Here is a 19,887-nt window from a genome sequence, read left to right as displayed (position 1 = left end):
GGGGATCTTGATGCGGGAGCGGGTGATGAGGGACAGGACCATAGCGATCGGGCTCGCGCTGCTGACGATCGGTTTCTCCGCGCCGCAAATGGCCGCCGCGCAGAGCGGTCAGGGCGCGCCGCAGGCGTCTTCCGGGGTCGCCGCGTCGGATCTCTCGGCGCAGCGCCGCGCCACGCGGTGGCCGCCGACCCGGCTGCGAGTCTATCCGATCTACCGCTCCGACTCCTACGGCGTCATTCCGCGTTACAATCCCGGTCCGAACGCGGTGCGCGACTGCACCGCCACCTATGTCGAGGAATATCGCCCGAGCGGCACCGTGATCACCCCGCGGATGAATTGCTTCTGGCGGCCCGGCTAATTCGATCCGCACTGCCGCGGGAAACTGTGCAGGGGATGCCCGTTACCGTCCACGACAGGTCGACGGGAGGTGTCGCGATCAGGTCATGGTTCGGAGCTCGCGGCGCATGGTGGCGCATCCGACGTACTGCGCCGCAGAACCGGGACCGTTGCATCGGAAACGTCTCAATCGCTTCGTTGCGTCATGGCCCCGGATCTGCAGCGCACCACGCCGCAAGGGCGGCGCGTTGCGCAGCGTCCGGGGCGCGCGTCGTTCGTGCGCGCGGGATTGGCCTCCTCAGCGCCAGTCGCGGATATCGACGAAGTGGCCGGCGATCGCCGCCGCCGCCGCCATCGCCGGCGACACCAGATGGGTGCGGCCCTTGAAGCCCTGGCGGCCTTCGAAATTGCGGTTCGAGGTCGAGGCGCAGCGCTCGTCCGGCGCCAGCTTGTCGGGGTTCATCGCCAGGCACATCGAGCAGCCCGGCTCGCGCCATTCGAAGCCCGCCGCAATGAAGATCTTGTCGAGCCCTTCGGCTTCCGCCTGTTCCTTCACCAGGCCGGAGCCCGGCACGATGATGGCGTTGACGTTGCCGTTGACGGTCTTGCCCTCGGCGACTTTCGCCGCGGCGCGCAGATCCTCGATCCGGCCGTTGGTGCAGGAGCCGATGAAGGCGCGGTCGATCTTGATGTCGGTGATCTTGGTGCCGGCAGTGAGGCCCATATAGGCCAGCGCGCGCTCCTTGGAGAGCCGCTTGGCCTCGTCGGCGATGTCGGCCGGGTTCGGCACGCTGCCCAAGATCGAGATCACGTCTTCGGGCGAGGTGCCCCAGGTGACGATCGGCGGCAGTGCGGCCGCATCGAGCCGGAGCTCGTGGTCGAAATGCGCGCCTTCGTCGGAGCGTAGCGTTTCCCAATAGCGCATCGCGGCGTCCCAATTGGCGCCGGTCGGCGCCATCGGCCGGCCCTTCAAGTACGCATAGGCTTTTTCGTCCGGTGCGATCAGGCCGGCGCGGGCGCCGCCTTCGATCGACATGTTGCACACCGTCATGCGGCCTTCCATCGACAGCGCGCGGATCGCACTGCCGGCATATTCCAGCACGTAGCCGGTGCCGCCCGCGGTGCCGATCTCGCCGATGATCGCCAGGATGATATCTTTCGCGGTGACGCCGTCCGGCAATGCGCCGTCAACGGTGACGCGCATGTTCTTGGCCTTCTTCTGGATCAGCGTCTGCGTCGCCAGCACGTGCTCGACCTCGGAGGTGCCGATGCCGTGCGCCAGCGCGCCGAACGCGCCATGCGTCGAGGTGTGGCTGTCACCGCAGACGATGGTGGTGCCGGGCAGCGTGAAGCCCTGCTCCGGGCCGATGACGTGGACCACGCCCTGCCGCTTGTCGAATTCGTTGTAGTAGGTGACGCCGAATTCGCGGGCGTTCTCGGCCAAGGCCGCGATCTGGTCGGCGCTTTCCGGATCCGGATTGGGTTTTGAGCGATCGGTGGTCGGCACGTTGTGATCGACCACCGCCAGCGTCTTCTCCGGCGCATGGACTTTGCGGCCGGCGGTGCGCAGCCCTTCGAACGCCTGCGGCGACGTCACCTCGTGCACCAGGTGGCGATCGATATAGAGCAGGCAGGTGCCGTCGTCGGCCTCGTGCACCAGATGGTCGTTCCAGATCTTGTCGTACAGGGTGGTCGGGGCGGCGGATTTTGAATCGGTCATGAGATTTCAACCTTGTCGAAACTGAAAGAGGGCAACGGCGAGCTCCGCGAAGCGGCGGGCGGGCTCAAGCCGTGAGCGCGGCCGTGGTCAGCCGTCCGAAGAACCGCCAAGGCAGGCGGCTGCGGTCGTCGAGCACGATGCGTGCTGCAAGCGGACGGATTGGAAACATTCCACTCATATAGCACGATGCGACGACGCGACAACGCTTGGCCTGCGATGGCGCCGCCGGTTCCGTGTGCGGGGGTCGATCGGCGTGCGTGCCCCGGACGCGATGCAATACGAAGTATTGCGCCGCAGAGCCGGGGCCTTTGCGGAACGCGGCATCTGTAACGGTCCCGGCTCGCGGTGCGGCGCTGGCGCGCCACACCGCGTCCGGGACACGGGGGCTGCTGTCGCATACGAAAAAAGCGCGGGCAAAAACCCGCGCTTTCTCGAAACCAGATTGAAGCGTCGAAGATTACTCGGCGGCGCCGGCCACGACCTTGGCCGGGCGGTCCTGCTTCTTCTCGACGATGCGGGCCGATTTGCCGCGCAGGTCGCGCAGGTAATACAGTTTGGCGCGACGCACCTTGCCGCGGCGCACCACCTTGATCGAATCGATCATCGGGGACAGCAGCGGGAACACGCGCTCGACGCCCTCGCCGTAGGAAATCTTGCGCACGGTGAAGCTCTCGTTGATGCCGCCGCCGGAACGGCCGATGCAGACGCCTTCATAGGCCTGCACGCGGGAGCGCTCGCCTTCGACCACCTTCACATTGACGATCACGGTATCGCCGGGACCGAACTCCGGAATCACCTTGCCGGCGGACAATTTGTCGAACTGCTCTTTTTCGAGCTCTTGAATGAGGTTCATTGCAATTCTCCATCGGCGGCGCGCCCAGCCATCCCGGCGCGGGCTGCGCGACTATCTATTTATCCTGCCAGTGCGCGGATTTGGCGGTGCTATACGGCAAAGACGAAGCTTTGTCACCCGTCCGTCGTGTTTTTTGGCGGTTTTTGGCGATTCGGTTGCGGTCGCGTGGCGAACAGGTCCGGTCGGCGGGCTCGGGTGAGCTTTTCCGCCTCGGCGCGGCGCCAGGCCGCGACCTTGGCGTGATCGCCAGAGGTCAAAATCTCCGGGATCGGCCGTTCCTCGAACAGTTGCGGCCGGGTGTATTGCGGATATTCCAACAGGCCGTCGGAAAAACTCTCCTCCAGCGCCGAGCCCTGCTTGCCCATCACCCCCGGCAACAGCCGCACGCAGGCATCGAGCAGCGCCAATGCGGCGATCTCGCCGCCGGACAGCACATAGTCGCCGATCGACACTTCTTCGAGATCGCGGGCGTCGATCACCCGCTGGTCGATCCCCTCAAAACGGCCGCAGACGATCAGCGGCCCCGGCCCGGCCGCGAGCTCCGCGACCTTCGCTTGGGTGAGCGGCCGGCCGCGCGGGCTCATCACCAGCCGCGGACGGGTTTCGCCGGCGTCAGCCGCATCGATCGCCGCCGCCAGCACGTCGGCGCGCAGCACCATGCCGGGGCCGCCGCCGGCCGGGGTGTCGTCGACGCTGCGGTGCTTGTCGGTGGCGCTGTCGCGGATGTCGCGGACTTCCAGCGCCCACAAGCCGGTCGCCAGCGCGCGGCCGGCCAGGCTGACGCCGAGCGGGCCGGGAAACATCTCGGGAAACAGCGTCAGCACGGTGGCGCGCCAGGGGGTCGGTTCGCAGCTCATGGCTTTGCTCATGGCTTTCCTTGGCGCGCCGGACCCGCGCCGTCAAACCGGATGATGAGTGAATTACGGAATGAAGCGCCGTGCCCCGGACGCGATGCAATACGCAGTATTGCGTCGCGAGCCGGGGCCGTTACGGACGCTGCCTTCGTAACGGTCCCGGGTCTGCGGAGCAGCGCTGCGCGCTGCACCGCGCCCGGGACACGATGAACTCAGATATCCGCCTGCGCCGGGTCGTCGCCCTCGATTTCGGCGGGCAGTTCGATCACGACGCGGCCGCTCGCGATGTCGACGGTCGGCACCACCGCATTGGTGAACGGCAACAGCAGCGTCGGGCCGGACGGCGGCGCGATTTCGATGATGTCGCCGGCGCCGAAATTATGGATCGCCAGCACCTTGCCGATCGGCGCGCCCGCGGCGTCGACCGCAGCCAGCCCGATCAGGTCGGCGTGGTAGTACTCGCCCTCTTCGGGCGGTGGCAATTGAGCGCGATCGATGTAGAGCTCAACGCCGTTCAGCCGCTCGGCGTCCTCGCGGCTGACGACGCCCTGCAGCGTCGCCACCAGATGGCCCTTGGCCTCTCGCGCGGTTTCGACCTCGAAGCTGCGCTTGCCGTCTTTGGTGGAGAGCGGACCATAATCGAGCACGGCCAACGGATCGGCGGTGAACGGCCACAGCTTCACCGCGCCGCGCACGCCATGCGGCGCGCCGATCCGGGCGACGCAGATTTTGTCGGCGGGCATCAGCGCGCATTCCCCGAGACGCGGGCAACGCCGCGCGCGGCTATCGGCATCCTCTCCGCGTCATGGCCGGGCTTGTCCCGGCCATCCACGAAGAAACCTGGAAAGCTTCGCCTATGGGCGTGGATGGCCGGGACGAGCCCGGCCATGACGTGATGGGCCAACGACCTGCTGACCTCATGCCGAGCAGCACGGCGGGAGCCGGGCGTCGCCAAGCATGAGGAAAGCGGCACGCGAGAAGTCCTTACTTCTTGGCGGCGGCTTCAGCGGCGGCCTTGCGCTCCTTGCGGGGCACGGCCTTTTCCGGATTGTTGCGGGCTTCGCGCTTCTTGACGCCGGCGGCGTCGAGGAAACGGGCGACGCGATCCGACGGCTGCGCGCCCTTGGCGACCCAGGCCTTGACCTTGTCGAGGTCGAGCTTCAGGCGGGCTTCGCTATCCTTCGGCAGCAGCGGATTGAAATGGCCGAGCCGCTCGATGAAGCGACCGTCACGGGGGAAGCGCGAGTCGGCGACGACGACGTGATAGACCGGGCGCTTCTTGGTGCCGGCGCGGGCGAGGCGGATAACGACTGACATGATGTCTCCTTTGAGGTGTCTCGTACGTGTTTCAAAAAATCGGTGAACCGTGGAAGCCGCTCGGTCAGGCGCGCAGCGCGCGCCTTAAGTGATCGGGTCGGCCAAATCTCTCATTTCTTTTTCCCGAAGCCCGGGAAGCCGCCGAGGCCCGGCAGCGTCGGCTTGCCGCTTAAGCCCGTGAGGCCGGGAAGTTTCGGCAGTCCGCCGCGCAGGCTCGGCGGCAGATCCTTCGGCAACTCCGGCAATCCGCCGCCGCCCTGGGCCTGCTGCTCCTGCATCGCCTTGATCTGTTCCGGCGAGGGCATGCCGCCGCCGAACCCCATGGCCTGCGCGAGACCGGCCATCGGGCCGCCCTTGCCGCGTCCCACGGCCTTCATCATGTCGGCCATGTTGCGGTGCATTTTCAGCAGCTTGTTGACCTCTTCGACCTTCAGCCCGGCGCCCGCGGCGATCCGCTTCTTGCGGCTGGCCTTGAGGATGTCGGGGTTCTTGCGCTCCTGCCGGGTCATCGAATCGATGATCGCGATCTGCCGGCTCAGCACCTTGTCGTCGATCCGCGAGGCGGCGATCTGGCTCTTCATCTTGGCGATGCCGGGCATCAGCCCCATCAGCCCGCCGATGCCGCCCATCTTGGTCATCTGCAGCAATTGTTCGCGCATGTCGGAGAGGTCGAATTGCCCCTTGCGCATCTTCTCGGCGACGGCGGCGGCCTTCTCGGCGTCGAGATGCGAGGCGGCCTTCTCGACCAGCGACACCACGTCGCCCATGCCGAGGATCCGGCCGGCGATCCGGCTCGGATGAAAATCTTCCAGCGCGTCGGTCTTTTCGCCGGTGCCCATCAGCTTGATCGGCTTGCCGGTGACGGCGCGCATCGACAGCGCGGCGCCGCCGCGGCCGTCGCCGTCGACGCGCGTCAGCACGATGCCGGTGAGGCCGACCTGGGTGTCGAAGGCGCGCGCCAGATTGACGGCGTCCTGGCCGGTGAGCGAGTCGGCGACCAGCAGCACTTCGTGCGGGCTGGCGACGGCTTTGATCTCGGCGGCTTCCGCCATCATCTCGTCGTCGAGCGTGGTGCGGCCGGCGGTGTCGAGCAGCACCACGTCGTAGCCGCCGAGCTTGGCGGCCTCGATGGCGCGGCGCGCGATCTGCGCCGGCTTCTGGCCGTCGACGATCGGCAGCGTGTCGATCTCGAGATCGCGGCCGAGGATTGCTAACTGCTCCATCGCCGCCGGGCGATAGACGTCGAGCGAGGCCATCAGCACACGGCGCTTGTCGCGCTGGGTGAGGCGGCGGGCGAGCTTGGCGGTGGTGGTGGTTTTGCCGGAGCCCTGCAGACCGACCATCATGATCGGCACCGGCGGCACGGCGTTGAGGTCGATGATCTGGGCGTCGGAGCCGAGCGTGGCGACCAGCTCGTCATGGACGATCTTGACCACCATCTGGCCGGGCGTCACCGACTTCACCACGGTGGCGCCGATCGCCTGCTCGCGGACCTTGTCGGTGAAGCTCTTCACCACGTCGAGCGAGACGTCGGCCTCGAGCAGCGCGCGGCGCACTTCGCGCATCGCGGCGTCGACGTCGGCCTCGGTCAGCGACCCGCGGCGGGTCAGCCGATTGAGAATGCCACCAAGCTTTTCCGACAGATTGTCGAACACGGTCGTTATCCTTGCAGCCCATCCTTCGAGACGCCGCTTCGCGGCCCCTCAGGATGAGGTCGTTGCCGGTTTCCCCTGCGCCCGCCAAAGCCGGCGAAGGAAAAGAATTCCAAACACTTATGGCGCCCGAGGGCGCACAGCGCTGTCGGGCGTTGACCTCCGGTCTCCGGGACCGGGCGGCGGGTCGAAAAGCGATACTTTTCGAGAAGTGGGGCGGATTTACAGGGGGAAGGCTTGGAAAGTCAAGAAACTCGCGGCGGCCGAACCGCGGCGGGGCGCAATCTCTGCAAAAACCCGCCGGAACCTAAGGGCATTCGGGCCACTGCGCTGCGATCCGGCCGGCCGTGCCACGGCTGTTGCGACGATCCTTGCCGAGGTTACTTGCCAAGATTCTTTGCCAAGATTCTTTGCCAAGATTCCTTGTCGAGAATCCCTGAATAATCCCTGCCACCGAAAATCCCCCGTTGCCAGGGGATCTCCGGTGGGTCTCTAGGAATTCAGCTTGCGAACAGGCTGTTACTTCTTCGCCGGAGCGACGACCGGGGCCACGGCCGGCGCGGCAGTGGCGGTCTTGGCGGCGCCATTCCAGTAGCCCGAGAACCAGGTGGTGTTCTCGAGAACGGCGAAGTGCACCAGAATCGCGATCACGGTGACGCTGCCGAGCAGCAGCGGCAGGCCGACGGTCGGGTTAACGACGGTCCAGACACGAGCTTGATTCATGTTCGATCCCCCTTACTTACTTCAGCCACGGCGAATAGACGTACGCCAGAAAGTGAGCGACGATCGCGATCGCGCCGAACACGCGGGTGCCGTCGATCACATGCTTATGGAGCTCTTCGGACTCCGCGATTGTCAGACCCGTCGGCCAGACCTTGTTCAGATCCTCTGCCATAACTTAACCTCCTGAGAGACTACGACCAATTTCGTGCTGAACCCGCACGTGGGTATTCCTGCTGCTATGCCGAACCAAAGGTTCGCCCGGTCCAGCTACGGTGTTCGGTGGATCGCCACGCCCGCGCCGCCCACTCCGTGTCAGCAACGCACGCCGATGCAATTCTCCGCCTTGATCGCAAAATCGCCTGTCCGGCTTTTCACGATCAAGTGATGCATGATTATCCTGACAGGAATTTTTGTCAATCCAACATGACATTCAGTTCTGTCAATCTTCTATGACACTGGCCATCGGCCGAATTTCCCGCACGGCCTTAAGTCGCAGGGGTGGTGCTATTGTACGGCTGAGGCTGGCGTTGCTCGGCAAACCACCTAGATAGGCCAGGCCTCGCCGTCATCCGGCCATCTCCTCTCAAGCCCGATGGTTGAGCCTTGCCGCTGACCCGCCGCTCATTGCTGACCTTGCTCGCCGGCGGCGCCGCTGCGGCCCTTTCATCATTCTGGATCTCCCGCATGCCCAACTACCAAGGTCCGCTGTCCGATCATTTCGACGGCACGCGGTTTTTCGATCCCGACGGCGCGCCGCCGCGCAGCCTCGTCGATGTGCTGCGCTGGCAGTTCAAGCGAACCCAGGCGAAATGGCCGGACTGGGCGCCGAGCCCGTTCGCCGATACGCCGCCGCGGCGCGTCGACGGCGACAAAGTGCGGCTGTCGTTCGTCGGTCACGTCAGCTGGCTGATCCAGACCGCGGGGCTGAACATTCTGGTCGACCCGTTGTGGTCGGAGCGCGCTTCACCGGTGAGCTTTGCCGGGCCGAAGCGCCACAACGCCCCGGGCATCGGCTTCGAGGCCTTGCCGCCGATCGACGTCGTGCTGGTCTCGCATGGCCACTACGACCATCTCGATCTGCCGACGCTGTCGAAGCTTGCTGCAAAGCATTCGCCGCGGGTGATCACCCCGCTCGGCAACGACCTCACCATGACCTCGCACGACAAGGCGATCCGCGCCGAGGCCTTCGATTGGCACGATCGCGTCGAGCTCGGCGACGGGGTCGCGGTGACGCTGGTGCCGACCAGGCACTGGACCGCGCGCGGCTTGTTCGACCGCAACAAGGCGCTGTGGGCGAGCTTCGTGCTGCATACCCCGGCCGGCAACATCTACATCGTCTGCGATTCCGGCTATGGCGACGGCAAGCACTTTCGCCGCGTCGGCGCGGCGCACGGCCCGCTGCGGCTGGCGCTGCTGCCGATCGGCGCCTACGAGCCGCGCTGGTTCATGCAAGACCAGCACATGAATCCGGCCGACGCGGTCAAGGCGCTGGCCGATTGCGGCGCCGCGCAGGCGGTGGCGCATCATCACGGCACCTTCCAGCTCACCGACGAGGCGATCGACGCTCCCGTTGAGGATCTGCGCGCGGCGCTCGATGCGGCAGGGACGCCGCGCGAAAAATTCGCGGTGCTCGAGCCCGGACAGGTGATGGAGATTTGAGCGGACGCACCCCGGGCGGCAACGCCATGCGCACGTTGCAGCCGAAGCCCTCGCGCTGCGCGCCTGACCGGACACTGCAGGCTTATCGAGACGTCACCACCTCTCCGCGTCTTGGCCGGGCTTGTCCCGGCCATCCACGGAAACAGGCACCGCATCGCTCGTGGGCGTGGATGGCCGCGACGAGCGCGGCCATGACGTGTTGAGCTTAAGTGCCTAATCGGCTTCGCCGCATTTGACCTACGGCGTCGCCGGCTTGATCGCGAACGACACGCTGACCGAGACCCGCAGCGTCTCTTCGCCCGGCGCCACCGGGGCGGAGGCGGCGCGGTCCAACATCATCTTGCGCATCGGCATCGGGCCGGGCGCGCTGTCTTCGGAAATGCTGAGCGGTGCGCCGAGCGCGACGCCGGCGGCGCGCGCGTAGATCTCCGCCTTGCGGCGGGCGTCGGCGAACGCCTGGTCGCGCGCCTCGTCGAGCAGCTTGGAGGCGGCGGCGACCGCGAAATCGATGCCGCCGACCTCGTTGGCGCCGGATGACACCAGCGTATCGATCACACTGGCGACCTTGCTGACGTCGCGCAGCCGGATGGTGATCCGGTTGGTGGCGCGATAGCCGACCACGACGTTGGGGCCCGGCCGGTTCTGGTTGGCATATTGCGGCTGTAGCGACAGCCGCGAGGTCTGCAGGTCCTTGTCCTCGAGGCCGGCGCCCTTCAACGCCAGCAACACCTTGCCCATCGCGACGTTGTTGGCGTCAGACGCCTCGCGCGCGGTCTTGGCCTCGGTGGTGACGCCGCCATCGACGCTCGCCAGATCCGGCGGCACCGACACGCTGGCTTCGCCGGTCACGGAAACCGCCGGCGGCGGAATGCTATCCGCCAACGCGGGGACGGTCAGCGCGGCGAGGGCGGTCAGCCCGATCAGAGCCTTGCGGCAGTCGAGGCTGTTCATTTCAGCGGCACGTAGACGTTGATCACCAGCTTGTCCTCCGCGGTCTTCAATGGATCGGTGATGTATTCCTCGACGAAGGTGTCCTTGGCTTCCAGCTTCTTGTCGTCGAGGTGATTGGTGATCGCCTCGTAGGTGTTGTCCATATTGTCGTAGGAGCCGCGATGCACGAATTTCAGCGCCTTGCCGTCGGGTGATTTGCCGAGGCTCATGTTCTTCGCAAGATCCTTCGGCTCCTGCTCGACCGGGATCTCCGCCTGAAAGGTGAAGCCGGTATCGTCGGTCGAGGTATAGACGATCATCACATTGCCGGCCGGCTTGATGGCCTGCTTGTCGAGCAGCGCGGTCAGCGTCTTGAACGACTCGACCAGGGTCTCGAACGCCGAATCCCAATTGGCGCTGCCCTTCAGTACCACTACGCTCTTGCCGGCGAGCGTGATCTCCTCGCCGAACGGATCGGCGGTCTGCACCGGCGCGGCCGGCGCAGGCGTCCCCGGCGCCGGGGTCACCGGGGCCTCGGCGGCCGCCGGCGGAGGGGTCGGCGGCGTCGCCGCGGCCGGATTGGCGGGATCGGCGGGTTTGGCCGGCGCCGCGGCCGGCTTGGCCGGCTCTTCGGCAGCGGATTTGGTGGGTTCCGAAGCCGTCGGCGCGGGGACCGCGGGCGGCGATTGCGCAAGCGCTCCGGTGACGCCGATCAGAATTCCGGCTGTCGCCAGCGGCGCAGCCACGGCCAGGCGAAAACAACGCGCAACGTCCATTCTCATGATCTCCCCAAGGTCATGCCCGAACTCGCGCCCGGCGACCGCAGCCTGCAAACCCGCGATATACGCGACCATCCGCAGCCATGCTAACACGCGGCGGCGGATTTCGTCCCCTGCCAGATCGGCGGCGGGCTGCGCCCTTGGTTCATTCCGCTCCGACACAGTTCTGCCGCACTGGTCAAGCCGGCGTCGTTCGCCATATAACTCCGGCAGGATCATGGTCATGAACGAATTGGCAAACCGCAGCTTCAGCAAGATGAACGGCATCGGCAACGAAATCGTCGTGCTCGATCTACGCGACCACCCGGTCGCGGTCAGCGCCGCCGATGCCCGCGCGATCGCCTCGGAGGTGCCGTACGATCAGCTGATGGTGTTGCAGCCGCCGCGCACCCCCGGCACCGAGGCCTTCGTGCGGATCTACAACAATGACGGCTCGGAATCCTCGGCCTGCGGCAACGGCATGCGCTGCGTCGCGCGGCAGGTGTTCGCGACCTCGGCCAGCGACGCGCTGACCTTCGAGACCCGGGCCGGCTTGTTGAATTGCTGGCGTCCGGCGCCCAATCTTTACACCGTCGACATGGGGCCGCCGAAGCTCGGCTGGAAAGACATCCCGCTGGCGGAAGAATTTCGCGACACCCGGTCGATCGAATTGCAGATCGGTCCGATCGACGCGCCGGTGCTGCACACCCCGTCGGTGGTCAGCATGGGCAATCCGCACGCCATCTTCTGGGTCGACGACGTCAATGCCCACGATCTCGCGCGTTTCGGGCCGCTGCTGGAGAACCACCCGATCTTTCCGGAGCGCGCCAACATCACGCTGGCGCAGATCGTCGATCGCGACCACATCGTGATCCGCACCTGGGAGCGCGGCGTCGGCTTGACCAAAGCCTGCGGCTCGGCGGCCTGCGCCACCGCGGTCGCCGCGGCCCGGCTGCGGCGCGTCAACCGCGTCGTGCACATCACGCTGCCCGGCGGCGAACTCGGCATCGAATGGCGCGCAAGCGACGACCACGTGCTGATGACCGGCCCGGCGGCGTTCGAATTCGAAGGCCGCTTCGATCCGGCGGTGTTCGCCGCTGCTGCTTCGTGAGCGTCGAGGTCGTCACCTTCGGCTGCCGGCTCAACGCCTTCGAATCCGAACTGATCCGGCGCCAGGCGGAAGCCGCCGGCTGCACCGACACCATCGTGGTGAATTCCTGCGCGGTGACCAACGAGGCGGTGGCGCAGGCGCGGCAATCGATCCGCCGGCTGAAGCGCGAACGGCCAAGCGCGCGCATCGTCGTCACCGGCTGCGCCGCGCAGACCCAGGCGGCGATGTTCGCCGACATGGTCGAAGTCGATCGCGTGCTCGGCAATGACGACAAGATGCGCGGCACCGCCTGGCGCGCAGCGCAAACCGCCTTCGCGGCGGGCCCTGTTCCGGGCGCGGAAAAGATCGCGGTCGCCGACATCATGGCGGTGCGCGAGATGGCGCCGCATCTTTTGGACGGCTACCAGAGCGGGCTGCCGCGGGTGTTCGTGCAGGTGCAAAACGGTTGCGACCATCGCTGCACCTTCTGCATCATCCCGTTCGGCCGGGGCAATTCGCGCTCGGTGCCGCTGGCCGCGGCGGTCGAGCAGGTCCGCGCGCTCACGGAGCGCGGCCATGCCGAGATCGTGCTGACCGGGGTCGATCTGACCAGCTACGGCGCCGACCTCGCCGGCGCGCCGACGCTCGGGTTGCTCACCAAGCAGATCCTGCGCGAAGTGCCGGAACTGCAGCGGCTGCGGATCTCCTCGATCGATTCGATCGAGGCGGATGCCGACCTGCTGGACGTCGTGGCCAATGAGCCGCGGCTGATGCCGCATCTGCACCTGTCGCTGCAGTCCGGCGACGATCTGATCCTGAAGCGGATGAAGCGGCGGCATTGCCGCGCCCAGGCGATCGAATTCTGCGCGCAGCTGCGCCGGCTGCGGCCGGACATCGCGCTCGGCGCCGACCTGATCGCCGGGTTTCCGACCGAGACCGACGAGATGTTCGCCCGCTCGCTGGATCTGGTCGAGGCCTGCGACCTCAGCTTGCTGCACGTGTTTCCGTACTCGCCGCGGCCCGGCACCGCGGCGGCGAAGATGCCGCAAGTCGATGGCAATGCCGTCAAGCAGCGCGCCAAGCGGCTGCGCGAGGCCGGCGACGCGGCGCTGCTGCGGCGGCTCGATGCTGAGATCGGCGCGGCGCGCGAGGTTTTGATCGAAAGCCCGAGCCAGGGCCGCACCGAGCATTTTCTGCCCGTGGCGATCGCCGGCGACACCCCCGGCGCAGTGCGGCGGCTGACGATCACGGGGCATGACGGGGCAAGATTGACGGTGTGACTGGCTGAGCATCCTTCACCGTTTCCGGGCGGCGATCATTCCAGCGAGCACCCCACCTCTCCACGTCATGCCCGGGCTTGTCCCGGGCATCCACGCCCGCTTGCGCCGCAGTGTCTGTTTCCGTGGATGGCCGGGACAAGCCCGGCCATGACGCTGATAGCGCCTTGATCGTCCTCGAAGGCCGTCAAACCGGCGACGTGGAAGCCGTTACTCCCCGTTCCACCCACACCCGCGCAGCCGCGCATGCAGATGCACCGGCGCTGGTGCTGTGACCACGATCGGCGGCTTGTTGCGCGAGATTGGGATCACGATTTCGCTGGCGTGCAGATGCAGCGTCGGTTCGCCGAACCGCGGGCCGTTGCCATAGATATTGTCGCCGACGATCGGCCAGCCCATCGCGGCGCTATGCACCCGCAGCTGATGCGTCCGCCCGGTCACCGGCTGCAGCGCCAGCCAGGTGAGGCCGTCGCCGCGGCCCAGCACCCGCCATTTGGTGGTGGCGGGCTGGCCCTCCGGATCGATCTTCTGCCACCAGCCGCGCTCGGCGTTGAGCCGGCCGATCGGCAATTCAATGGTGCCTTCGTCCTCGATCGGGCCGCCTTCGACCACTGCCCAATAGGTCTTGGAAATCCGCCCGTGCTTGAACAACAACCCCAGCGACGCGGTGGCCTTGCGGTGGCGCCCCAGCACCAGGCAGCCCGAGGTGTCGCGGTCCAGCCGATGCGCCAACACCGGCGGCCGCGGCAGCCCGTAGCGCAGGAACTCGAACGAGGATTCTAGGTTGGCGCCGCCCTTCGGGCCGCGGTGCACCGGCAGCCCGGCGGGCTTGTCGATCACCAGCATCAGCCCGTCGCGGTACAGCACCCGCGCCAGGATCTCCTCCGCGGTCAGTTCCGGCATAGCCGTTGGTTCAGGGTGACTTTCGCTCATGGCGCGAAACCGCTAACACAGCCTCATCATGAACGACACGACTGAAACCAAAAAACCGAGTTGGTGGCGCCGGCTGTCCAGCGGCCTGAAGCGGACCTCGAGTTCGATCGGCACCGCGCTCGCCGAATTCGTCACCAAGCGCAAGCTCGACCGGGCGATGCTCGATGAGATCGAGGACGTGCTGCTGCGCGCCGATCTCGGCACCGAGGTCTCGGCCCGGATCGCCGCCGCGGTCGGCGTCGGCCGCTACGACAAGATGATTTCGGCGGGCGACGTCAAGACCATCGTCGCCGCCGAGGTCGAGAAGGTGCTGGCGCCGGTGGCGCAGCCGCTGGTGATCGACGCGGCGCACAAGCCGTTCGTGATCCTGATGGTCGGCGTCAACGGTTCCGGCAAGACCACCACGATCGGCAAGCTCGCGGCGAAATTCGCAGCCGAGGGCCGCAAGGTGATGCTGGCGGCGGGCGATACGTTCCGCGCCGCGGCGATCGAGCAGCTGAAAGTCTGGGGCGAGCGCACCGGCGCGCCGGTGATCTCCGGCACGCAAGGATCGGACTCCGCGGGGCTCGCCTTCACCGCGCTGACCGCGGCGAAGGACGACCGTCGCGACGTGCTCTTGATCGACACCGCGGGCCGGCTGCAGAACAAGGCCGAACTCATGAACGAGCTCGAAAAGGTGGTGCGGGTGATCAAGAAGGTCGACGCCACCGCGCCGCATGCGGTGTTGCTTGTGCTCGACGCCACGGTGGGGCAAAATGCGCTCTCGCAGGTCGAAGCTTTTTCACGTACCGCTGGGGTCACCGGCCTGGTGATGACCAAGCTGGACGGCACGGCGCGCGGCGGCATTCTGGTGGCGCTGGCGGAGAAATACAAACTGCCGGTGCATTTCGTCGGCGTCGGCGAAAGCGTCGAGGATCTGGCGCCGTTCACCGCGGCGGATTTCGCCAAGGCGATCGCCGGCACCGACAGCGGGAGCTGATCACACGATGGAAAAGCCCGAGCTACTCGCGACCAACCGGCCGCATCCGTTGTTCAAGCTCGCCACCGAGCTCGGGCCGCTGCTGATTTTCTTTTTCGTCAATTCGAAATTCAATCTGTTCGTCGCCACCGGCGCCTTCATGGTCGCGGTGCTGATCGCGATCGCGGTGTCCTATGTGGTGACCAAGCACGTGCCGATCATGGCGATCGTCACCGCGGTGGTGGTGATCGTGTTCGGCACGCTGACCTTGGTGCTGCACGACGAGACCTTCATCAAGATGAAGCCGACCATCATCTATTGCCTGTTCGCCGCGATCCTCGGCGGCGGGCTGTTGTTCGGGCGTTCCTTCATCGCCATCATGTTCGATCAGATGTTCAATCTCACGCCGCCGGGCTGGCGCAAGCTGACGCTGCGCTGGGCGCTGTGGTTCTTCGCGATGGCGCTCGTCAACGAAGCGATCTGGCGCACCCAGTCGACCGATTTCTGGGTGGCGTTCAAGGTGTTCGGCATGGTGCCGTTGACCATGCTGTTTGCGCTGACGCAGATGCCGCTGATCAAGCGTTATCACTTGGAGCCGGTGACGCTGGAGACCAGCGAGGCCGACGCCGGCGACGTCAGCAAGGGCTGAAATTCCGGCTAAATTTTCTTGCGGAAAAGGTCAGGCAGCTTCGGCCGCAAGAATTTCGCAAGAGAAACGGGTGTCCCGGACGCGGCGCGGCGTCCTTCACGCCGCGCCGGCGAGCCGGGACCGTTACGAGTGCCGCGCTTGAGACGGCCCCGGACCAGACGCAGCGCTGCGCGCTGCGTCTGGTCCGGGGCACGGCTTCAAGTAACAAGCAGCGTCTCGCCTCAGCTCTTCTGCTTGGCGACGATCTTGTCCTTGATGCCGTCATAGGTCTTTTCCGGCACGATCTTCTTCTGCACCAATTCGTCCTTGCCCTTGTAGGGGCGGCCCTTGATGATCGCGGCGGAGTACGCCTTGCCGACGCCGGGCAGCGCGTCGAGCTGATCGACGGTGGCCGAGTTGATATCGAGCAGGTCGGTCTTGGTGGCCTCGGCTTTCGCCGGTGCCATCTTCGACTCCGACGGCTTGGTCATCGGCGCCATGTGATCCGATTTGTGATCGGTCGTGGCGGGCGCCTGCGCCATCGACGGCGCGGAAGCGAGCAGGCCGAGGGTGAGGGCGGCGGCGGTCAGCGAAGCAAGTTTGAAAGTGCGCATCATGTCCTCCTGGGACGTTGTTAGTAACGCGCAGTGAGTAGCGCTTGGAACCATGGCGGCGCCGTGGCCGGCAAATGAACGGCAGATAAAACCGGAAAAATATTATGCGAGGCGTTCAAGGCCGTCATTGCGAGGAGCTGTTGCGACGAAGCGATCCAGGGCCACCGCGCGCAGCCGCTGGATTGCATGCCTGTCGGACGGCGCGGTGCGCCGTCCTTGGCTCGCAATGACGGATAAAACTAAAGCCTGCTACGACCCCGCCGCCAGCGCCTTGTCGATCTGCGCTTTCAGCACCTTGTCGATATTGTCCGGCGTCACCGGGCCGACCAGCTTGTAGGCGATGGTGCCGTCGCGGCCGACCACGAAAGTCTCCGGCACGCCATAGACCCCCCATTCGATGCCGCCGCGGCCGTTGGGGTCGACGCCGACGATCGAAAACGGATTGCCGTAGCGGCCGAGGAAGCGTCGGGCGTTGTCGGCCGCGTCCTTGTAGTTGATGCCGACCAGCTGGATGCGCGGGTCCTTGGCGAGATCCATCAACAGCGGCGCCTCGTCGTGGCACGGCACGCACCACGACGCCCAGACGTTGACGACGCTGACCTTGCCCTTGAACGCCGCCGGATCGAGCCCCGGCACCGCGGCGCCGTCGCGGGCCAGCCCTGGCAACGCCGGCAGCGCGACTTGCGGCGCCGGGCGGCCGATCAAGGCCGAGGGAATTTTGGTGGTGTCGGCGCCGAGCCGCAGCCAGAACAGCCCCGCCAGCACGGTGAAGCCCAACAGCGGCAGCGCCATCAGCCAGGAGCGGCGTCCGGAGGGGGCGGGTTGAATCGGTTGGTCGCTCATGAGGCCTCCGCGGCGTTGCGCTTGGAGCGGCGGCTGACGCCGGCGGCGTCGAGCGCGCGCAGCTTGGCCTGTTGCCGGCGATAGTCCAGCGCCACCCAGACGATCAGGATCGCGACCACCAAAGCGGACACCGCGTAGGACAACACGATGAAAGAGGCGTAGGGACCGAGCGACATCACAGCGCCCCCGATCGCAGCTGACCCTGCTGCTCGCTGGCCTGCAGCATCTGCAGCGCCCGCACCCTGCGGCGCAAAATCTCGTTGCGCATCGCAGCGAGATGCAGCGTGATGAACAACAGCGAGAACGCGATCGCCATCACCAGCAGCGGCATCAGGAACGACTTGTCGAGCGCCGGCCCGCCAACCCGCAGCACCGAGGCCGGCTGATGCAGCGTATTCCACCAGTCCACCGAGAACTTGATGATCGGCAGATTGATCGCGCCGACCAGCGTGAAGATCGCCGCGGCCCGGGCGGCGCGGGAAGGATCCTCCACCGCGCGCCACAGCGCGATCAGCCCGAGATACATCAGGAACAGGATCAGCATCGAGGTGAGGCGGGCGTCCCATTCCCAATAGGTGCCCCACATCGGCCGGCCCCATAGCGAGCCGGTGACCAGCGCCAGAAAAGTGAAGGCGGCGCCGATCGGGGCGGCGGCTTTCGCCGCGACGTCCGCCAAGGGATGCCGCCACACCAGCGTGCCGAGCGCCGACAGGCTCATGATGCCCCAGACGAACATCGCCAGCCAGGCGTTGGGGACGTGGACGAACATGATCTTGACGGTGGCGCCCTGCTGATAATCGTCCGGCGCCAGCGCCGATTGGACGAGCCCGATCGCCAGCAGCAGCGCGGTCAGCCCCGTCAGCCAAGGCAGCACGCGCTCCGTCAGCTTCAGGAACCGGGTCGGATTGGCGAGATCGATCAGCGTCATGGGCTTCCTGATAGTCGGCGGCGGGGCTGCAAGCAATCGGTGTCGGTGTGGCCGATTGCGGCTCCGCGAGAGTTGATCGGGGTCAAGTCGGTCATCGGTTGCGCCCTCAATCCAGTCCTTGGCGCAGGCTGGCGGCGGCGGCGAACGGCCCGATCACCATGCTGGCGAGCGACAGCGCGCACAAGATCTGGAATGGGGTGCCGAACGACACCGGCCCGGTGATCGCGGCGCCGGCCGCGGCGACGCCGAAAATCAGCACCGGGATCGACAGCGGCAGCACCAGCACCGCCATCAACAGCCCGCCGCGGTGCAGCGTCACCGCCAGCGCGGCGCCGATCATGCCGGTGAAGGTCAGGGCCGGGGTGCCGACCAACAGCGTGGCGGCGATCGCCAGCGAGGCGGAGCCGTCGAGATTGAGCAGCAGGCCGAGCACCGGGGTCGCCACCACCAGCGGCAGGCCGGCCGCCAGCCAATGCGCCAAAGCCTTGGCGGCGCAGGCGAATTCCAGCGGGGTCCGGCTCATCGCGATGAGGTCGAGCGAGCCGTCCTCGTGGTCGGCCATGAACAGCCGGTCGAGCGTCAGGAGACTCGCGAGCAGCGCGCCGAGCCACAGCACCGCCGGACCGAGCCGCTGCAGCAGCGCCAGGTCCGGGCCGATCGCGAACGGCATCAGCACCACCACGGCGAGGAAGAACAGCACGCCGATCAAGGCGCCGCCGCCGACGCGTAGCGCGATTCTGATGTCGCGGCGGATCATCGCCAAGAGGGCGGTCATGAGCGAGCCTCTGCGGCGTTGGGGCTGCGCCGGGACGGCTGCGCGAGCCGATCGGGCCTCAGTGCCCGGAGACCCCCACCCCCGACCCCTCCCCGCAAGGGGGAGGGGAGCAGAGGGGCCGTGCCGCGATTTAGAAGTCTGTCGGCAAGGGAAAGCTCATGACTGGAAATGGCCTGAATGGAGCAAAAACTATCGCCGAGCAGGGCGCGCTCCCCTCCCCCTTGCGGGGAGGGGTCGGGGGTGGGGGGGCGGCAAAGCACAGCGCTCCGTCCGAGCGGACCAGCCCGGCGCGCGCAATCCCGGAGAGCCGCCATCACGCCGCGCCTCCGATCCGCAATTCGCGGGCGGCGATGCCGAGCGGGGTGTGGGTGGCGGCGACCAGCAGCCCGCCGCTTTCGAGGTGCGCAGTCATCAGGCGTGCGAACATCGCCTGGCCTTCGGCATCCAGCGCCGAGGTCGGCTCGTCGAGCAGCCACAACGGCCGGCGCACCGCGGTGAGCCGCGCCAATGACAGCCGCCGCCGCTGCCCGGCCGAGAGGTAGGCCGCCGGCAGATGCGCGATATGCCCGAGCCCGACCGCGGCGAGGCTGGCCTGCGCGTCGGCCGGCTCGCCGCCGAGGAACTGCTGCCAGAAGATCAAATTCTCGGCGACGCTGAGCGAGGGCTTCAGCGCGTCGCGGTGGCCGAGATAATGCGCCTGCTCGGCTAGCGTCAGTTCGCTATCGCCGCCTTCGAGCGCGATGGCGCCCCCGGCCAGCGCCAACAATCCGGCGATCAGCCGCAGCAGCGAGGTCTTGCCGGCGCCATTGGCGCCGACCACCGCCACCGCTTCGCCGGCCGCGGCGTCGACGTCGAGCCCGGCGAACACTTGCCGGCCGCCCCGCACACATCTCAGCCCGCGCCCTGTCAGCCGCATCATCGCCCCGCCCCGGCCCGCTGCCGCACGGATGCTCTGCGGGGTTGCAGACTCCATTGTCGGTGTGGCGGTGTCCCTGGAAAGATTCTATAAGCCGGAACTTGATGCAGCACACCATCGGCC

The 19,887-nt window shown here is 66.8% G+C and carries 23 protein-coding genes; 6 read left to right on the top strand and 17 right to left on the bottom strand.

The features are described 5' to 3' along the window. Window positions 1-25: 25 nt before the first annotated feature. Window positions 26-358 (top strand): hypothetical protein, encoded by a 333-nt coding sequence (locus tag RPC_RS01155; protein WP_041802281.1) that lies wholly within the window; start codon window positions 26-28, stop codon window positions 356-358. Between the two features lie 276 nt (window positions 359-634). On the opposite strand, the gene leuC is transcribed toward RPC_RS01155, so the two are convergent. The 8 genes from leuC to pufB all read right to left on the bottom strand — a co-directional run bounded on the left by leuC (window position 635) and on the right by pufB (window position 7,627). Further along, window positions 635-2,056, bottom strand: coding sequence for a 3-isopropylmalate dehydratase large subunit (gene leuC / locus RPC_RS01150; protein WP_011470710.1), 1,422 nt, complete (start codon window positions 2,054-2,056; stop codon window positions 635-637). Between the two features lie 457 nt (window positions 2,057-2,513). Then, window positions 2,514-2,909: a 50S ribosomal protein L19 gene (rplS, locus tag RPC_RS01145; protein ID WP_011470708.1), complete on the bottom strand. Its 396-nt coding sequence runs from the start codon at window positions 2,907-2,909 to the stop codon at window positions 2,514-2,516. A gap of 113 nt (window positions 2,910-3,022) precedes the next feature. Beyond that, on the bottom strand, window positions 3,023-3,778 hold the full coding sequence (trmD, locus tag RPC_RS01140; RefSeq protein WP_011470707.1) for a tRNA (guanosine(37)-N1)-methyltransferase TrmD: 756 nt from the start codon (window positions 3,776-3,778) through the stop codon (window positions 3,023-3,025). Window positions 3,779-3,975: 197 nt separating this feature from the next. After that, on the bottom strand, window positions 3,976-4,506 hold the full coding sequence (rimM, locus tag RPC_RS01135) for a ribosome maturation factor RimM (protein ID WP_011470706.1): 531 nt from the start codon (window positions 4,504-4,506) through the stop codon (window positions 3,976-3,978). Window positions 4,507-4,747: 241 nt separating this feature from the next. After that, on the bottom strand, window positions 4,748-5,080 hold the full coding sequence (gene rpsP / locus RPC_RS01130) for a 30S ribosomal protein S16 (RefSeq protein WP_011470705.1): 333 nt from the start codon (window positions 5,078-5,080) through the stop codon (window positions 4,748-4,750). Between the two features lie 110 nt (window positions 5,081-5,190). Next, window positions 5,191-6,735 (bottom strand): signal recognition particle protein, encoded by a 1,545-nt coding sequence (gene ffh / locus RPC_RS01125; protein WP_011470704.1) that lies wholly within the window; start codon window positions 6,733-6,735, stop codon window positions 5,191-5,193. 516 nt (window positions 6,736-7,251) lie between these two features. After that, window positions 7,252-7,455 carry a light-harvesting protein gene (locus RPC_RS01120; RefSeq protein ID WP_011470703.1) on the bottom strand — a complete coding sequence of 68 codons (204 nt, stop codon included), beginning with the start codon at window positions 7,453-7,455 and terminating at the stop codon, window positions 7,252-7,254. A gap of 16 nt (window positions 7,456-7,471) precedes the next feature. Next, window positions 7,472-7,627, bottom strand: coding sequence for a light-harvesting antenna LH1, beta subunit (pufB, locus tag RPC_RS01115; protein WP_011470702.1), 156 nt, complete (start codon window positions 7,625-7,627; stop codon window positions 7,472-7,474). A 431-nt stretch (window positions 7,628-8,058) separates the two neighbouring features. Between pufB and RPC_RS01110 the strand changes: the two genes are divergently transcribed. Further along, complete coding sequence (locus RPC_RS01110; RefSeq protein ID WP_011470701.1) at window positions 8,059-9,114, top strand: MBL fold metallo-hydrolase; 1,056 nt, start codon at window positions 8,059-8,061, stop codon at window positions 9,112-9,114. A 237-nt stretch (window positions 9,115-9,351) separates the two neighbouring features. Here the strand turns inward: RPC_RS01110 and RPC_RS01105 are convergent, their stop codons facing one another. Together RPC_RS01105 and RPC_RS01100 are read right to left on the bottom strand one after the other, a co-directional pair. After that, window positions 9,352-10,065, bottom strand: a complete 714-nt coding sequence (locus RPC_RS01105; protein WP_011470700.1) for an SIMPL domain-containing protein — start codon at window positions 10,063-10,065, stop codon at window positions 9,352-9,354. Then, window positions 10,062-10,820 carry a GyrI-like domain-containing protein gene (locus RPC_RS01100; protein ID WP_011470699.1) on the bottom strand — a complete coding sequence of 253 codons (759 nt, stop codon included), beginning with the start codon at window positions 10,818-10,820 and terminating at the stop codon, window positions 10,062-10,064. The genes RPC_RS01105 and RPC_RS01100 overlap by 4 nt, the downstream gene beginning before the upstream one ends. 226 nt (window positions 10,821-11,046) lie before the next feature. On the opposite strand from RPC_RS01100, the gene dapF reads away from it, so the two are divergent. Both dapF and mtaB read left to right on the top strand, forming a co-directional pair. Next, window positions 11,047-11,913: a diaminopimelate epimerase gene (gene dapF / locus RPC_RS01095; protein WP_011470698.1), complete on the top strand. Its 867-nt coding sequence runs from the start codon at window positions 11,047-11,049 to the stop codon at window positions 11,911-11,913. Continuing rightward, window positions 11,910-13,172 (top strand): tRNA (N(6)-L-threonylcarbamoyladenosine(37)-C(2))-methylthiotransferase MtaB, encoded by a 1,263-nt coding sequence (gene mtaB, locus RPC_RS01090; RefSeq protein ID WP_011470697.1) that lies wholly within the window; start codon window positions 11,910-11,912, stop codon window positions 13,170-13,172. Before dapF ends, mtaB begins: the two co-directional genes overlap by 4 nt. Before the next feature lie 207 nt (window positions 13,173-13,379). Here the strand turns inward: mtaB and RPC_RS01085 are convergent, their stop codons facing one another. Beyond that, the gene (locus tag RPC_RS01085; protein WP_011470696.1) at window positions 13,380-14,102 is read right to left on the bottom strand and encodes an RluA family pseudouridine synthase; all 723 of its coding nucleotides are present in this window, start codon (window positions 14,100-14,102) and stop codon (window positions 13,380-13,382) included. A 28-nt stretch (window positions 14,103-14,130) separates the two neighbouring features. On the opposite strand from RPC_RS01085, the gene ftsY reads away from it, so the two are divergent. Both ftsY and RPC_RS01075 read left to right on the top strand, forming a co-directional pair. Continuing rightward, the gene (gene ftsY / locus RPC_RS01080; protein ID WP_011470695.1) at window positions 14,131-15,081 is read left to right on the top strand and encodes a signal recognition particle-docking protein FtsY; all 951 of its coding nucleotides are present in this window, start codon (window positions 14,131-14,133) and stop codon (window positions 15,079-15,081) included. A 7-nt stretch (window positions 15,082-15,088) separates the two neighbouring features. Next, window positions 15,089-15,709, top strand: a complete 621-nt coding sequence (locus RPC_RS01075) for a septation protein A (protein WP_011470694.1) — start codon at window positions 15,089-15,091, stop codon at window positions 15,707-15,709. 221 nt (window positions 15,710-15,930) lie between these two features. Here the strand turns inward: RPC_RS01075 and RPC_RS01070 are convergent, their stop codons facing one another. From RPC_RS01070 to ccmA, 6 genes are all read right to left on the bottom strand, one after another. Next, window positions 15,931-16,302: a ComEA family DNA-binding protein gene (locus RPC_RS01070; RefSeq protein ID WP_011470693.1), complete on the bottom strand. Its 372-nt coding sequence runs from the start codon at window positions 16,300-16,302 to the stop codon at window positions 15,931-15,933. Window positions 16,303-16,551: 249 nt separating this feature from the next. Then, entirely contained in the window at window positions 16,552-17,145 is a 594-nt protein-coding gene (locus tag RPC_RS01065) for a DsbE family thiol:disulfide interchange protein (RefSeq protein WP_011470692.1), read from the bottom strand. Continuing rightward, the gene (ccmD, locus tag RPC_RS01060) at window positions 17,142-17,321 is read right to left on the bottom strand and encodes a heme exporter protein CcmD (protein ID WP_041801252.1); all 180 of its coding nucleotides are present in this window, start codon (window positions 17,319-17,321) and stop codon (window positions 17,142-17,144) included. Before ccmD ends, RPC_RS01065 begins: the two co-directional genes overlap by 4 nt. Then, entirely contained in the window at window positions 17,321-18,073 is a 753-nt protein-coding gene (locus RPC_RS01055; RefSeq protein ID WP_011470690.1) for a heme ABC transporter permease, read from the bottom strand. The genes ccmD and RPC_RS01055 overlap by 1 nt, the downstream gene beginning before the upstream one ends. Before the next feature lie 106 nt (window positions 18,074-18,179). Beyond that, the gene (gene ccmB, locus RPC_RS01050) at window positions 18,180-18,848 is read right to left on the bottom strand and encodes a heme exporter protein CcmB (RefSeq protein WP_011470689.1); all 669 of its coding nucleotides are present in this window, start codon (window positions 18,846-18,848) and stop codon (window positions 18,180-18,182) included. 313 nt (window positions 18,849-19,161) lie between these two features. Next, entirely contained in the window at window positions 19,162-19,764 is a 603-nt protein-coding gene (gene ccmA, locus RPC_RS01045; RefSeq protein WP_041802278.1) for a heme ABC exporter ATP-binding protein CcmA, read from the bottom strand. Window positions 19,765-19,887: the final 123 nt, after the last annotated feature.

Origin of the sequence: Rhodopseudomonas palustris BisB18 (assembly GCF_000013745.1) — a bacterium.
Lineage (GTDB): Bacteria > Pseudomonadota > Alphaproteobacteria > Rhizobiales > Xanthobacteraceae > Rhodopseudomonas_A > Rhodopseudomonas_A palustris_F.
This window is presented reverse-complemented; position numbering and strand designations above follow the sequence as displayed.